This window comes from Enterobacter sp. 01-M-02-SI-ECC (assembly GCF_047530595.1).
GTDB lineage: Bacteria > Pseudomonadota > Gammaproteobacteria > Enterobacterales > Enterobacteriaceae > Enterobacter > Enterobacter cloacae_M.
Window position 1 is genome coordinate 78,643 of sequence record NZ_JBLKCZ010000001.1, and the last position, 14,331, is coordinate 92,973.

Annotated in this window: 11 protein-coding genes; 6 read left to right on the top strand and 5 right to left on the bottom strand. The window is 60.3% G+C overall.

The genetic code is table 11. The features are described from left to right. Nucleotides 1–144: 144 nt before the first annotated feature. Nucleotides 145–2,577, bottom strand: a complete 2,433-nt coding sequence (locus ACMWLG_RS00370) for a formate C-acetyltransferase/glycerol dehydratase family glycyl radical enzyme (RefSeq protein ID WP_045403723.1) — start codon at nt 2,575–2,577, stop codon at nt 145–147. A gap of 4 nt (nt 2,578–2,581) precedes the next feature. Further along, nucleotides 2,582–3,481, bottom strand: a complete 900-nt coding sequence (locus ACMWLG_RS00375) for a glycyl-radical enzyme activating protein (RefSeq protein ID WP_045619669.1) — start codon at nt 3,479–3,481, stop codon at nt 2,582–2,584. 128 nt (nt 3,482–3,609) lie between these two features. Here ACMWLG_RS00375 and fsa point away from each other — a divergent pair, with 128 nt between their 5' ends. Then, nucleotides 3,610–4,272 (top strand): fructose-6-phosphate aldolase, encoded by a 663-nt coding sequence (gene fsa / locus ACMWLG_RS00380; RefSeq protein WP_045403718.1) that lies wholly within the window; start codon nt 3,610–3,612, stop codon nt 4,270–4,272. An 89-nt stretch (nt 4,273–4,361) separates the two neighbouring features. Here fsa and moeB read toward each other — a convergent pair whose 3' ends face one another. Next, nucleotides 4,362–5,114 (bottom strand): molybdopterin-synthase adenylyltransferase MoeB, encoded by a 753-nt coding sequence (moeB, locus tag ACMWLG_RS00385; protein ID WP_045403717.1) that lies wholly within the window; start codon nt 5,112–5,114, stop codon nt 4,362–4,364. Nucleotide 5,115: 1 nt separating this feature from the next. After that, nucleotides 5,116–6,348 (bottom strand): molybdopterin molybdotransferase MoeA, encoded by a 1,233-nt coding sequence (gene moeA / locus ACMWLG_RS00390; protein WP_045403716.1) that lies wholly within the window; start codon nt 6,346–6,348, stop codon nt 5,116–5,118. A 188-nt stretch (nt 6,349–6,536) separates the two neighbouring features. On the opposite strand from moeA, the gene iaaA reads away from it, so the two are divergent. The 5 genes from iaaA to gsiD are packed head-to-tail and all read left to right on the top strand — an operon-like array spanning nt 6,537 to nt 12,759. Then, nucleotides 6,537–7,475, top strand: a complete 939-nt coding sequence (iaaA, locus tag ACMWLG_RS00395) for a beta-aspartyl-peptidase (RefSeq protein WP_045403822.1) — start codon at nt 6,537–6,539, stop codon at nt 7,473–7,475. Between the two features lie 11 nt (nt 7,476–7,486). Next, a complete protein-coding gene (gene gsiA, locus ACMWLG_RS00400; RefSeq protein WP_045355710.1) occupies nt 7,487–9,358 on the top strand; it encodes a glutathione ABC transporter ATP-binding protein GsiA in 1,872 nt (623 codons plus the stop codon). Between the two features lie 23 nt (nt 9,359–9,381). After that, complete coding sequence (gene gsiB, locus ACMWLG_RS00405; protein ID WP_045403713.1) at nt 9,382–10,920, top strand: glutathione ABC transporter substrate-binding protein GsiB; 1,539 nt, start codon at nt 9,382–9,384, stop codon at nt 10,918–10,920. A gap of 5 nt (nt 10,921–10,925) precedes the next feature. Next, nucleotides 10,926–11,846, top strand: a complete 921-nt coding sequence (gene gsiC, locus ACMWLG_RS00410) for a glutathione ABC transporter permease GsiC (protein ID WP_045619672.1) — start codon at nt 10,926–10,928, stop codon at nt 11,844–11,846. Nucleotide 11,847: 1 nt separating this feature from the next. After that, a complete protein-coding gene (gene gsiD, locus ACMWLG_RS00415) occupies nt 11,848–12,759 on the top strand; it encodes a glutathione ABC transporter permease GsiD (protein WP_024908682.1) in 912 nt (303 codons plus the stop codon). A gap of 63 nt (nt 12,760–12,822) precedes the next feature. Here the strand turns inward: gsiD and rimO are convergent, their stop codons facing one another. Beyond that, entirely contained in the window at nt 12,823–14,148 is a 1,326-nt protein-coding gene (gene rimO / locus ACMWLG_RS00420) for a 30S ribosomal protein S12 methylthiotransferase RimO (protein WP_045403707.1), read from the bottom strand. Nucleotides 14,149–14,331: the final 183 nt, after the last annotated feature.

The following is a 14,331-nucleotide window of genomic DNA, read 5'->3' on the forward strand; positions in this document are numbered from 1 at the left end:
TTTAATTTCATTCGAAAGTAAAAGCAAAACGGCAACCGAGGTTGCCGTTTTTAGTGTTTTCTCCCTCTCCCCGTGGGAGAGGGCCGGGGTGAGGGCATCAGCGTGCGCATATCCTCTCACCATCAAGAGTGAGGGGATATGCCGTTACAGCGTATGCTCAGTACGGGCGATAATATCGTCCTGCGCATCCGGCGACAGGGCGGTGAAGAACGCCGAGTAGCCCGCGACGCGCACCACGAGATCGCGATACTGGTTAGGATGTTTCTTCGCTTCCAGCAGCGTTTCGCGCGAGACGATGTTGTACTGAATATGCCAGCCCTTATGCACCTCGAAGAAGGTGCGCAGCAGCACCATCAGCTTCTGGCGATCGCTGTCGTTTTCCAGCGTCGACGGGTTCAGCTTCTGGTTAAGGAGCACGCCGCCGAGAATCGCTTCCGTCGGCAGTTTACCCACCGAGCCAATTACCGCCGTCGGGCCGAGGTGGTCCGTACCGGAAGCCGGGCTTGCTCCTTCCGCCAGCGGGGTATGCGCCTTACGTCCGTCCGGCGTGGCCATCGTTGCCGCGCCAAACGGCACGTTTGCGGAGATGGAAGAGGTGCCCGCGTAGTAGTTACCGCCAATCGGGCCGCGGCCGTGGCGCGGGTTGTGGTACTGCTTAAGCTCTTCGATGTAGGTCTGATAGGCGCGCGTCAGCAGCATGTCCACGCTGTCGTCGTCGTTGCCGTACTTCGGCGCGCCGTTGATCAGGCGCTGACGCAACTGCTCGTGGGTCAGCCCGTCGAAGTCATCCGCCAGCGCCGCCGCCAGCTGCTGCTGACCGATAGTGCCCTGTTCGAACACCAGCTTCTTCACCGCCGCCAGGCTGTTGCCGAGGTTGGCGATGCCCACCTGCAGGCCGGAGACCCAGTCGTACTTCGCGCCGCCCTGCTTGATGCTTTTCGCGCGTTCGATGCAGTCGTCCACCAGCGCCGAGCAGAGAATATCGTGGACGTTCTCTTCCAGCATGGTGTCCACCACGTACTCAATCTCGATGGACTTGCGGGTGTAGTAGCGGATCTGGCTATCCCACGCCGCCATCACTTCGTCGAAGTTGTCGAAGTTACCAGCGGAGAGCGCTTTTTCCTGCGGCAGGAACACCTTGCCGCTGGTGGCGTCGCGGCCGCCTTCCAGCGCGGCCAGCATCACGCGGGCGAAGTTGATAAAGCTCATGCCGGTACAGCGGTAGCCCCACTTGCCGCCCACCGCGGTTTCGATGCAGCCGATGGCCGCGTAGTCGTAGGCGTCGTTTCGTTCAACGCCGAGCTTGATGAATTCCGGAATGACGATTTCATCGTTGTTGAACGCGGGCATCCCGAAGCCGCAGCGGATCACCTGCACGCAGGCGTCGAGGAAGTCATTGCTCATGCCCGCGTGGTAGCGCACGCTCAGGTTCGGCTGGGTGGAGCGCAGGCGACCGCAGGATTCCAGAATCGCGTAGGAGAGCGGGTTCACCGCGTCCATCGGCTCGCCGTTGACCAGCTTCTGGCCGCCGATGGTGACGTTCTGGTACAGCGGGCTGCCGGCGGAGGCTTTGGAGTGCGAGCCGGAGCGGATCTTATTCACTTCAAGCAATTTCAGCCAGCAGCTGTGCAGCAGCTCAATGGCGTGCTCGCGGTCCAGGCTCTGGTTCAGCTCCACGTCGCGGCGGTAGTACGGATACAGGTACTGGTCCATACGCGCGAAGGAGACGGAGTGGCCGTTGGACTCAATCTGCAGGATCAGCTGAATGAAGTAGCACAGCTGCAGCGCCTGCCAGAAGGTTTTTGGCGGCTCGTGGGCAATGATGTCGCAGTTTTCCGCCATCGCCAGCAGCTCGTCGCGGCGGCTTTCGCGGGTTTCCGTAGATGCCATCTCGCGCGCCAGGTCGGCGAAGCGTTTGATGTGCAGGCTTACCGCTTCCAGCACGATATCAATCGCCTTCAGGAACTGCTCACCGTGCAGGTCTTCCAGCACCGTCAGGTTGATGCGCGAGCGGCGTTCGGCCACTTTGGCGCGCAGGCCGTCGAGGCCTTTCTCCAGCACCAGCGGGAAGTTGACCGCCAGGTGCGCGTCGCCGGAGGTCATGTTGCCTTCGGCTTTGATAATGCCGGTTTCCAGCAGGCCTTTCTGCTCGTCGGTGAACATGCCGTAGCAGCGATCCTGCACCGTCTGGCCGCGCCACCACGGGCAGATGTCGTGCAGCACGCGCTTGTTCTCTTCGCTCACCGCAAAGCCCGCGCCCGGGCGGTCCGCCAGATCGTCGATCTCTTTCTCAATCCAGGAGACGGTGTATTCCGGGAAAATCGGCGCGGCGCGCACTTCGCTTGCCTGGTTACCGATAATTAGCTCATCGTGTTTGATCCAGATGGTGCGCTCGGCCAGGTGATGCGCCAGCGCGAGGGCGCGGCGCACCGGGATCGGCTTGTCCATGTGCTGCTGGTACATTTCGGTGTAATGCTGCGCGCGCTCGGTACAGACCGGCGGCTTGACGATATGCACCAGCGCCGTTTTGTGCGCCTTAATGCGCTCGCTGAGGGTGTTGAGATTCAGGGTCGTCATAGGTTTATCCTCGTAAGGTCGCGGTTAACCCTTTCTGGCAGGCGTACTGCTGCGCGAAGTCCAGCAGGTCAGGGTTATCCAGCGGTTTGTCAGGGGCAGAGTAGGATTGGCCGAGCAGGGTGTATTTGTTCATGCCCAGCGTGTGATACGGCAGAAAATGAATATCGTCGACGCCGAGCTCGTCGGCAGCGAAGTTGGTAATGGCGGTTATGGACGCTTCGTCAGCGTTAAAGCCCTGGATCAGCGGCACGCGAATGGTGATTTTTTTCCCGGCGGCGGCAAGGCGCTTCAGGTTGTCCAGGATTCGCTTAGCCGAACCGTCCGTCCACCGCTTAAATACCTCACCGTCAACATGCTTCAGGTCGGCGAGGAACAGATCGACGTAGGGTAATGACGGCTCGATGTAATGCCACGGCACGTGGAGGCAGGTTTCCACGGCAGTGTGGATCCCCTGTTCGTGGCTGGCTTTAAACAGGGCCTGTGCCAGTTCGGGGTTCATAAACGGCTCGCCGCCGGAGAGGGTGATCCCGCCGCCGCTGCGGTCGTAAAAGGGCTTGTCGCGCAGTACGGTTGCCATGATCTCCGAGACCTGCTGTTCTTCACCGCAGACGGTCAGCGCCTGCGTCGGGCAACAGTTAGTAAGGGCGTTGAGCGCGGCTTCATCAAGCTTCTCGCGGTGGATAACCAGACCGTTCAGCGCGCGTTCGATGTAGCCCGGCGCCGCCTGCTGGCACAGGTCGCAGCCGTCCAGGCACAGGCGCGCATCAAACAGCACGTCCCGGCTGCGGGAGCGGCTTTCCGGGTTCTGACACCAGCGACAGCCCAGCGAGCAGCCTTTCAGGAACACCACGGTTCGAATACCGGGGCCGTCGTGGGTAGAGTAACGCTGAATATTGAAGATCATGATTTCGCCTCTCGTATTGCATATGAAGATTAAATTACTTTCGAATGAAAGTTATCTTGATACAGGTCAACTCCTGAGCAGGTTTTGTCGTGATAGGGTAAGTGCAGGCTAATTTTGAGGGTGACATCATGGAACTTTATCTCGACACATCTGACGTTGCGGCAGTCAAAAAGCTGGCGCGTATCTTCCCGCTGGCGGGCGTAACCACCAACCCAAGCATTGTGGGGGCAGGTAAAACGCCGCTGGACGAGCTGCTGCCGGCGCTGCACGACGCGCTGGGCGGTAAAGGCCGTCTGTTCGCCCAGGTGATGGCTACCACCGCCGAAGGGATGGTGGAGGACGCGCGTAAGCTGCGCGCCATCATTAACGACCTGGTAGTAAAAGTGCCGGTGACCGCCGAAGGGCTGGCGGCGATCAAGATGCTGAAAGCGGAAGGGATCCCGACGCTGGGTACGGCGGTTTACGGTGCCGCACAGGGGATGCTCTCGGCGCTGGCGGGGGCGGAGTATGTGGCGCCTTACGTTAACCGCGTGGACGCGCAGGGCGGGGACGGGATCCAGACCGTGGTTGAACTGCAACAGCTGCTGACGCTGCACGCCCCGCAGTCAAAGGTGCTGGCCGCGAGCTTCAAAACGCCGCGTCAGGCGCTGGACTGCCTGCTGGCAGGCTGCGCGTCAATCACGCTGCCGCTGGACGTGGCGCAGCAGTTTATTACCTCTCCGGCCGTGGATGCGGCGATTGTGAAGTTTGAGCAGGACTGGCAGGGGGCGTTTGGACGGACGTCGATCTGACGGGTGCAGCCTGATGCCCTCACCCCAACCCTCTCCCACAGGGAGAGGGAGCAAACACTAAAACGGCAACCTGAAGGTTGCCGTTTGCTTTAACCTCCGCAAACCTCACACCCCGGGTTACGCATCAGCTTCATCTCGCGGAACTGGCAGGTCATCGCGTCATACATCACGATTTTCCCCGCCGCAGGCGTGCCGTAGCGCGCCAGCACTTTGATCGCTTCCATCGCCTGCAGGGAGCCAATCACGCCGACGAGCGGCGCCATCACGCCCGCCTCAACGCAGGTCAGCGCGTTCTCGCCGAACAGGCGGCTCAGGCAGCGGTAGCAGGGTTCGCCTTCCGCGTACGTGAAGACGCTGATTTGCCCCTCCATGCGGATCGCCGCGCCGGAGACCAGCGGGATTTTGTGGGCAAAACAGCCCGCGTTCAGCTGGTTACGGACGGCGACGTTATCGGTGCAGTCCAGCACCAGGTCATGCTGCGCAATCTGCGCCGACAGCGCGCCGTCATCCAGCATCGCGTCAATCAGGGTGAACTGAACGTTGGGGTTGATGCGCGCCAGCACCGAGCGGGCAGAGTCCACTTTCGGCTGGCCAACCGTCGCGTCGCTGTGCAGCGTCTGGCGCTGGAGATTTGACACCGACACGGTATCGAAATCCAGCAGCGTCATCCTGCCCACGCCTGCCGCGGCAAGATACTGCGCGGCGGCGCAGCCAAGACCGCCCAGACCGACAACCAGCACGCTTGCTGCTTTAAGCGCTTCCTGGCCCTCGAAGTCAAACCCGCGCAGCACAATCTGGCGGTTGTAGCGCATCATCTCCGGGTCGCTCAGCTCCACCGTCATGTCAGCCTCCGAACAGGTGGTTAAAACGCTCGATCTCAACCCACTCGCCGGCTTCCACATTGCCGCGCTCGCGCTCCAGGACGATAAAGCAGTTGCCCTGGCTGAAGGAGCTGAAAATGTGTGAGCCCTGGTGCCCGGTGGTGCTCACTTCCTGCTCGCCGTCCGCGTTGCGCGCCAGAATGCCGCGCTGGAAATCGAGACGACCCGGCGATTTTTTCAGGCGCGTGGCGGCGCGCACGCGCTGGCGTTCCGGTAGCGGGCTGGCGCTGTTGCCGGAAAGCTTCGCCAGCAGCGGGATCACCAGCTGGTAGAAGGTGAGTGCCGCAGAGACCGGATTACCCGGCAGGCCGCAGAACCAGCCGTGCGTGAGCTTGCCAAACGCGAACGGTTTGCCCGGCTTGATGGCCAGCTTCCAGAAGGCGATTTCCCCCAGCTCTTCAAGGATGGTTTTGGTGTAATCCGCTTCGCCCACGGAGACGCCGCCAGAGCTGATAACCACGTCGGCGGCGTTATCCGCCTCGATAAACGCGGCGCGCAGTTTTTCCGGATCGTCAGGAATAATGCCGAGGTTAATCACCTCGCAGCCCAGCTGCTCCAGCATCAGGTGTACCGCCAGGCGGTTGGTGTCGTAAATCTGACCGTCCTGCAGCGGCTGGCCCGGAAGCTGCAGCTCGTCACCGGTGGAGAAAACGGCAACGCGCACTTTACGGATAACGTCGATTTCAGCCACGCCGAGCGACGCCAGCACCGGCAGCTCACCTGCCGTCAGCTTCTGCCCGGCAGAAAAGACCGTCGCGCCAAGGGTGATATCTTCGCCCGTGCGGCGGATGTTCTGGCCCGCTTTAACGTTCGCGGTAAAACGCACGCCGCCGTCGGTCTGTTCTGTCTCTTCCTGCATCACAACGGCGTCGCAGCCGGCCGGAACCGGCGCGCCGGTCATGATGCGCACGCAGGTGCCCGCAGGCCATTCACCGCTAAACGGCTGGCCCGCAAAGGCTTTACCCGCCACCGGCAGGGCGTCACCCGTCTGGAGATCCGCCAGGCGTACCGCGTAACCGTCCATCGCGGAATTATCAAACCCCGGCACGTTGAGCGGAGAGACGATATCGCGTGCGGCAATACGGCCAAAACAGCGCACGAGGGGCAGCGTCTCAACGTCATGCAGCGGGGAAACTCGGTCAAGCATCTGCGTGAGTGCCGTCTCAAGCGGCATCAGTCCTGCGGTAAAATCCATGGTGGGCTCCTGCGGAGTAACAACGAAAGCGCTCATTATGGCAGAAAAGTGCGGCTAACTGTATGACCCGATGGGTGTACGCTTTACATCACAGTTACGTCTTTCTATATTCAAAAATCATCTGAAGTTTCGTCGACGATAATGATATTTATAGAAAAAGCCGCAAATCAGGCTAACGGGTGATGCGAATGGTTAATGCGGTAATCGCAATTCATGGTGGCGCCGGGGCAATCACCCGAGCACAGCTCAGTCCCGAGCAGGAAAAGCGCTATATCGACGCGCTGTACGCCATTGTGGAAACGGGCCAGAGAATGCTGGAAGCGGGCGAAAGCGCGCTGGACGTGGTCACCGAGGCGGTGCGCCTGCTGGAAGAGTGTCCGTTATTTAATGCCGGGATCGGTTCGGTCTTTACCCGGGATGAAACGCACGAGTTGGATGCCTGCGTGATGGACGGCGTCACCCTGAAAGCGGGCGCCGTGGCGGGCGTGAGCCATCTGCGTAATCCGGTGCTGGCGGCGCGTCTGGTGATGGAGGCGAGTTCGCACGTGCTGCTGACGGGGGCCGGGGCGGAGGCGTTTGCCTTCGAGCACGGGATGGAACCGGTATCGCCGGATCTGTTTTCCACGGAGGAGCGCTACCAGCAGCTGCTGGAGGCCCGTTCGGCGGGCATGACGCAGCTTGACCATACAGCGCCGCTGGATGAAACCACTAAAATGGGCACGGTCGGCGCGGTGGCGCTGGATAAGGCCGGAAACCTCGCGGCGGCAACGTCAACGGGCGGGATGACCAACAAGCTGCCCGGGCGCGTCGGCGATAGCCCGCTGCCGGGCGCCGGCTGCTACGCCAATAATGCGACGGCGGCGGTGTCGTGTACCGGAACCGGGGAAGTGTTTATCCGCGCCCTTGCGGCCTATGACATTACCGCGCTGATGGATTACGGCGGCTTAAGCCTGAGCGAGGCCTGCGAGCGCGTGGTGATGGAAAAACTGCCCGCCCTGGGCGGCGTCGGCGGGCTCATTGCGGTGGATCGTGAGGGCAACGTGGCCCTGCCGTTCAACAGCGAAGGCATGTACCGCGCCTGGGGCTATGCCGGTGATGAACCGAGCACGGGGATCTATCGTGAATAAGGGGGCAGCGCGTGCCGCACAGTGAAGAACTGGACAACCGCGAAGTGCTGGCTGTCCATCAGCTCAATATTGCGTTTCAGGAAGAGCGGCAGTTCATCCCCGCAGTACAGAATTTATCGTTCACGCTCAGGCGCGGCGAGACGCTGGCGATTGTTGGCGAGTCCGGTTCCGGGAAATCGGTCACCGCGCTGGCGCTGATGCGCCTGCTGGAACAGACGGGCGGGCAAATCAGCAGCGAGAAAATGCTCCTGCGCCGCCGCAACCGTCAGGTCATTGATTTAAACGAGCTGAGCGGCGCGCAGATGCAGGGCGTGCGCGGGGCGGATATTGCGATGATCTTCCAGGAGCCGATGACCTCCCTGAACCCGGTTTTTCCGGTCGGGGAACAAATCGCCGAGTCCATCCGCCTGCATCAGGGGCTGAGCGGCGATGAAGCGCTCAAAGAGGCCCGGCGGATGCTGGAGCTGGTGCGCATTCCGGAGGCGCAGGCCATTCTGGGTCGCTACCCGCATCAGCTTTCCGGCGGTATGCGCCAGCGGGTGATGATTGCCATGGCGCTCTCGTGCCGTCCGGCGGTGCTGATTGCCGATGAACCGACGACGGCGCTGGACGTGACGATTCAGGCGCAGATCCTGCAGCTCATCAAAGTGCTGCAGCAGGAGATGGAGATGGGGGTGATCTTTATCACCCACGATATGGGCGTGGTCGCCGATATCGCCGATCGGGTGCTGGTGATGCACAAAGGCAGCGCGGTGGAAACCGGCCCGGTCGAGCAGATTTTTCACGCGCCGGTTCATCCTTACACCAAAGCGCTGCTGGCGGCGGTTCCGCGCCTGGGGGCGATGAACGGCAGCGATTTGCCGCGCCGCTTCCCCCTGATTTCTCTTGAGGCATCTGAGCAGCAGGAGGATGAGCGCGAGCAGGACACCGTGGTGCCGGGCAAGCCCATTCTGGAAGTGCGCGATCTGGTCACCCGTTTTCCGCTGCGCAGCGGCATACTGAACCGCGTTAAGCGCGAAGTGCACGCGGTGGAAAACGTCAGCTTCGATCTCTGGCCGGGCGAAACGCTGGCGCTGGTGGGGGAGTCCGGCTGCGGTAAATCCACCACCGGGCGCGCGTTGCTCCGTCTGGTGGAATCTCAGGAAGGCAGCATCACCTTTAACGGCGAGCGCATTGATACCCTTCCGGACAGCAGGCTGCAGGCGGTGCGGCGGGATATTCAGTTTATTTTCCAGGATCCGTATGCCTCCCTCGATCCGCGCCATACGGTGGGGTATTCGATCATGGAGCCGCTGCGGGTGCATAACCTGCTCGACGGCGAAGCGGCCCAGCGCCGCGTGGCCTGGCTGCTGGAGCGCGTCGGCCTGAAGCCGGAGCACGCCTGGCGTTATCCGCACGAGTTTTCCGGCGGACAGCGACAGCGTATCTGCATCGCCCGCGCGCTGGCGCTGAACCCGAAAGTGGTGATTGCCGATGAGTCCGTCTCGGCGCTGGATGTCTCTATCCGGGCGCAAATCATCAACTTACTGCTGGATTTACAGCGGGATATGGGCATTGCCTTCCTGTTTATCTCGCACGATATGGCGGTGGTCGAGCGCATCAGCCATCGCGTGGCGGTGATGTTTATGGGGCAGATCGTGGAGATTGGTCCACGAAGGGCGGTGTTTGAAAACCCGCAGCATCCGTACACCCGCAAGCTTATCGCGGCGGTCCCTGTAGCCGATCCCGCGCATCGTCACGGCCAGCGCGTGCTGCTGCAGGATGAAATGCCGGGCAATATTCATAAACGCGGCGAGGCCGTGGAGCGCGTGACGCTGCGCGAGGTCGAGCCGGGTCATTTCGTCGCTCCCCCGCGTCAGGACAACGCTTTTTCGCGGTTATAACTTACAACAGGCAGGAGAACACAATGGTTACATTTGTAGCGCGTAGATGGTTGTTAGCCGCGAGCGTGACGGCAGCCCTGGCCGCTGCCCCCGCGTTCGCTGCCAAAGACGTGGTGGTTGCCGTCGGCTCGAATTTCACCACGCTCGATCCGTATGACGCTAACGACACGCTCTCTCAGGCGGTGGCGAAATCGTTCTATCAGGGCCTGTTTGGCCTCGATAAAGAGATGAAGCTCAAAAACGTGCTGGCGGAGGGGTACACCGTTTCGGATGACGGGCTGGTGTACACCATTAAGCTCAAAACTGGGGTGAAGTTCCAGGACGGCACCGACTTTAATGCGGACGCGGTGAAAGTAAACCTCGACCGCGCCAGCAATCCTGAGAACAGCCTCAAGCGTTACAACCTCTATAAAAACATCGCCAAAACCGAGGTGGTCGACCCGGCGACGGTTAAAATCACCCTGAAAGAGCCGTTCTCCGCGTTTATCAATATTCTGGCGCATCCGGCAACGGCGATGATTTCCCCTGCCGCGCTGAAGAAATACGGCAAGGAGATCGGTTTCCACCCTGTTGGCACCGGCCCTTATGAACTGCTTACCTGGAACCAGACCGATTTTGTGAAGGTGAAGAAATTCGCCGGATACTGGCAGCAGGGGCTGCCGAAGCTCGACACCATCACCTGGCGTCCGGTGGTGGACAACAACACCCGCGCGGCGATGCTGCAAACCGGCGAGGCGCAGTTTGCCTTCCCGATCCCGTACGAGCAGGCCGCCATTTTGCAGAAAAACAGCAAGCTGGAGCTGGTCGCCAGCCCGTCGATCATGCAGCGCTACATCAGCATGAACGTCACGCAAAAGCCGTTCGATAACCCTAAGGTGCGTGAGGCCATCAACTACGCCATTAACCGTCAGGCGCTGGTGAAGGTCGCCTTTGCCGGATATGCCACTCCGGCCACCGGCGTGCTGCCACCGGCGATCGCCTATGCGCAAAGCTATCAGCCGTGGCCGTACGATCCGGCTAAAGCGCGCGAGCTGCTGAAAGAGGCGGGCTTCCCGAACGGTTTCAGCACCACGCTGTGGTCCTCGCATAATCACAGTACCGCCCAGAAGGTGCTGCAGTTTACCCAGCAGCAGCTGGCGCAGGTGGGTATCAAGGTACAGGTGACCGCGATGGATGCCGGACAGCGTGCGGCAGAAGTTGAGGGGAAAGGGCAAAAAGAGAGCGGCGTGCGGATGTTCTACACCGGCTGGTCAGCCTCGACCGGTGAAGCCGACTGGGCGCTGTCGCCGCTGTTTGCCTCGCAAAACTGGCCGCCAACCCTGTTCAACACCGCGTTTTACAGCAACCCGCAGGTGGACAAAGACCTGGCCGATGCCCTGAAAACCACCAAACCGGAAGAGAAGGCGCGCCTCTACAAAGACGCGCAGGATATTATCTGGAAAGAGTCACCGTGGGTGCCGCTGGTGGTTGAGAAACTGGTGTCAGCCCATAACAAAGCGTTGACCGGGTTCTACATCATGCCGGACACGGGCTTTAGCTTTGACGATGCGGATTTAAAATAAACCTCATGCTGAATTATGTTTGTAAACGCCTGCTGGGGCTTATTCCGACGCTGCTGATTGTGGCGGTCCTGGTGTTTTTGTTTGTCCATATGCTGCCGGGCGATCCGGCGCGTCTGGTCGCCGGGCCTGAGGCGGATGCCACCGTTATTGACCTGGTGCGTAAGCAGCTTGGCCTCGACCAGCCGCTATATATGCAGTTTATCCACTATGTCTGTAACGTTCTGCAGGGCGATTTTGGTATTTCGATGGTGTCGCGCCGTCCGGTGTCGGAGGAGATTGCCAGTCGCTTTATGCCGACGTTCTGGTTAACGATAGCCAGCATGAGCTGGGCGGTCGTGTTTGGGCTTGGCGCCGGAATTATCGCGGCCGTCTGGCGCAACCGCTGGCCGGACAAGCTCGGCATGGCGCTGGCGGTGACCGGCATCTCCTTCCCGGCGTTCGCGCTGGGAATGCTGCTGATGCAGATCTTCTCCGTCGAACTGGGCTGGCTGCCGACCGTCGGGGCCGATACCTGGAAGCATTACATCCTGCCTTCCATGACGCTGGGGGCTGCCGTTTCGGCGGTAATGGCGCGCTTTACCCGCGCCTCGTTCGTTGACGTGCTGAGCGAAGATTATATTCGCACCGCGCGGGCGAAAGGGGTCAGCGAGAAGTGGGTCATTCTCAAGCACGGGTTTCGCAATGCGATGATCCCGGTGGTGACGATGATGGGGCTGCAGTTTGGCTTCCTACTCGGCGGCTCGATCGTGGTGGAAAAGGTCTTCAACTGGCCGGGGCTGGGACGCCTGCTGGTCGATTCCGTCGAGATGCGCGACTACCCGGTGATCCAGGCGGAAGTCCTGCTTTTTTCGCTGGAGTTTATTCTTATCAACTTAGTGGTGGACGTGCTCTACGCCGCCATTAACCCGGCCATCAGGTATAAGTAAGATGCGATTGTTGAACTGGCGACGTCAGGCCGTTTTAAACGCGATGCCGGGGCTAAAACCGGACCACGTCCGCACCCCGTGGTCTGAATTCTGGCGGCGTTTTCGCCGTCAGCCGGTCGCGATGACCGCGGGGCTGTTTGTGCTGCTGCTTATTGCAGTGGCGGTGATTGCGCCGTGGGTGGCGCCATTTGATGCGGAAAACTATTTTGACTACGACCGTCTGAACGACGGACCGTCGATGCTGCACTGGTTCGGCGTGGACTCCCTCGGGCGCGATATCTTTAGCCGCGTGCTGGTCGGGGCGCAAATCTCGCTTGCCGCCGGGGTGTTCGCGGTGCTGATCGGCGCGGCTATCGGTACCGTGCTGGGGCTCGTTGCCGGATATTACGAAGGCTGGTGGGACCGCATCATCATGCGCATCTGCGACGTGCTGTTTGCTTTTCCCGGCATTCTGCTGGCGATTGCCGTGGTGGCGATCATGGGCAGCGGCATGGCCAACGTCATCATAGCGGTCGCGGTGTTTTCGATTCCGGCGTTTGCGCGCCTGGTGCGCGGCAACACGCTGGTGCTGAAACAGCAGACCTTTATAGAATCTGCCCGCAGCATGGGGGCCAGCGACGCCACCATCCTGTTCAGCCATATTCTGCCGGGTACGGTGTCGTCCATCGTGGTCTATTTCACCATGCGCATCGGCGTGTCGATTATCTCGGCGGCCAGCCTGTCGTTTTTAGGGTTGGGGGCTCAGCCTCCAACGCCGGAGTGGGGCGCGATGCTGAACGAGGCGAGGGCGGATATGGTGATTGCACCGCACGTGGCGATCTTCCCGAGCCTGGCGATTTTTCTGACCGTGCTGGCGTTTAACCTGCTGGGTGACGGTCTGCGCGACGCGCTGGATCCGAGGATTAAGGGATAGCGCAGTGAAATGTGCCGGGTGGAGGCTACGCCTTACCCGGCCTACAAAAGAGGAGCAGGAAGATTAAACCCGGCTACCCCACAGGTCATACTCGTCGGCGTTTTCAACCTTCACGCGAATAATATCACCTGGCTTAACGTTGGTTTCGCCATTCAGGTACACCGCACCGTCGATTTCAGGGGCGTCCGCCATGCTGCGGCCAATCGCGCCTTCTTCGTCAACTTCGTCGATGATAACCATTATCTCGCGGCCCACTTTTTCCTGCAGACGCTCGGCAGAAATCTGCTGCTGCAGCTGCATGAAGCGGTTCCAGCGCTCTTCTTTCACCTCTTCCGGCACCTGGTCCGCCAGCTCGTTGGCGGTTGCGCCTTCTACCGGGCTGTACTTGAAGCAGCCTACGCGGTCCAGACGCGCTTCTTTCAGGAAGTCGAGCAGCATCTGGAAGTCTTCTTCGGTTTCACCCGGGAAGCCGACGATGAAGGTGGAGCGCAGGGTCAGATCCGGGCAGATTTCACGCCACTGCTTGATGCGCGCCAGCTGGCGATCAACGGAGCCAGGACGCTTCATCAGCTTCAGGATACGCGGGCTGGCGTGCTGCAGCGGGATATCCAGGTACGGCAGAATTTTGCCTTCCGCCATCAGCGGGATCACGTCGTCAACGTGCGGGTACGGATAGACGTAGTGCAGACGCGTCCAGATACCGAGTTTAGACAGCTGCTCGCACAGGCCGACCATGCTGGTTTTCACCGGCTCGCCGTTGTGGAAACCGGAGCGGTGTTTAACGTCCACCCCGTAAGCCGAAGTGTCCTGGGAGATGACCAGCAGCTCCTTCACGCCCGCGTCGGCCAGACGTTTAGCTTCCGCCAGCACTTCGCCAATCGGACGGCTCACCAGATCGCCACGCATGGACGGGATAATGCAGAAGGTGCAGCGATGGTTGCAGCCTTCGGAAATTTTCAGGTACGCGTAGTGGCGCGGCGTCAGCTTAACGCCCTGCTCCGGCACCAGGCTCAGGAACGGGTTGTGCTTTGGTTTTGGCACGTAGTGATGAACATGTTCCAGCACCTGCTCGTAGCTGTGCGGGCCGGTGATCTCCAGCACCTTCGGGTGCACTTCGCGGATCTGGTCTTCTTTCGCGCCCAGACAGCCGGTAACAATCACTTTACCGTTTTCCGTCAGGGCCTCACCGATGGCTTCCAGTGATTCCTGAACCGCGCTGTCGATAAACCCGCAGGTGTTCACGATCACCATATCGGCGTTGTCGTAGCTTGGCACCACGTCATAGCCCTCGGTGCGCAGTTCGGTCAGGATGCGTTCGGAATCCACGAGGTTTTTCGGGCAGCCCAGGGAGACGAAGCCGATTTTCGGCTGGTGCGTAACATTGCTCATAGGTTAAAAATTCATCAATTATGGAGTTATCAGGGCGGGATTTTACAGCGTATCGCGGGGGATTTATACACTCTTTGCAAGGCGGATGCGCCGGGCGGACGTTGTAACATTGTAAATAATGTTAATCAGTTAATAAAAATTGATCCCAGGCATTAAACTGTACAAAAAATGTACTTATCCTGA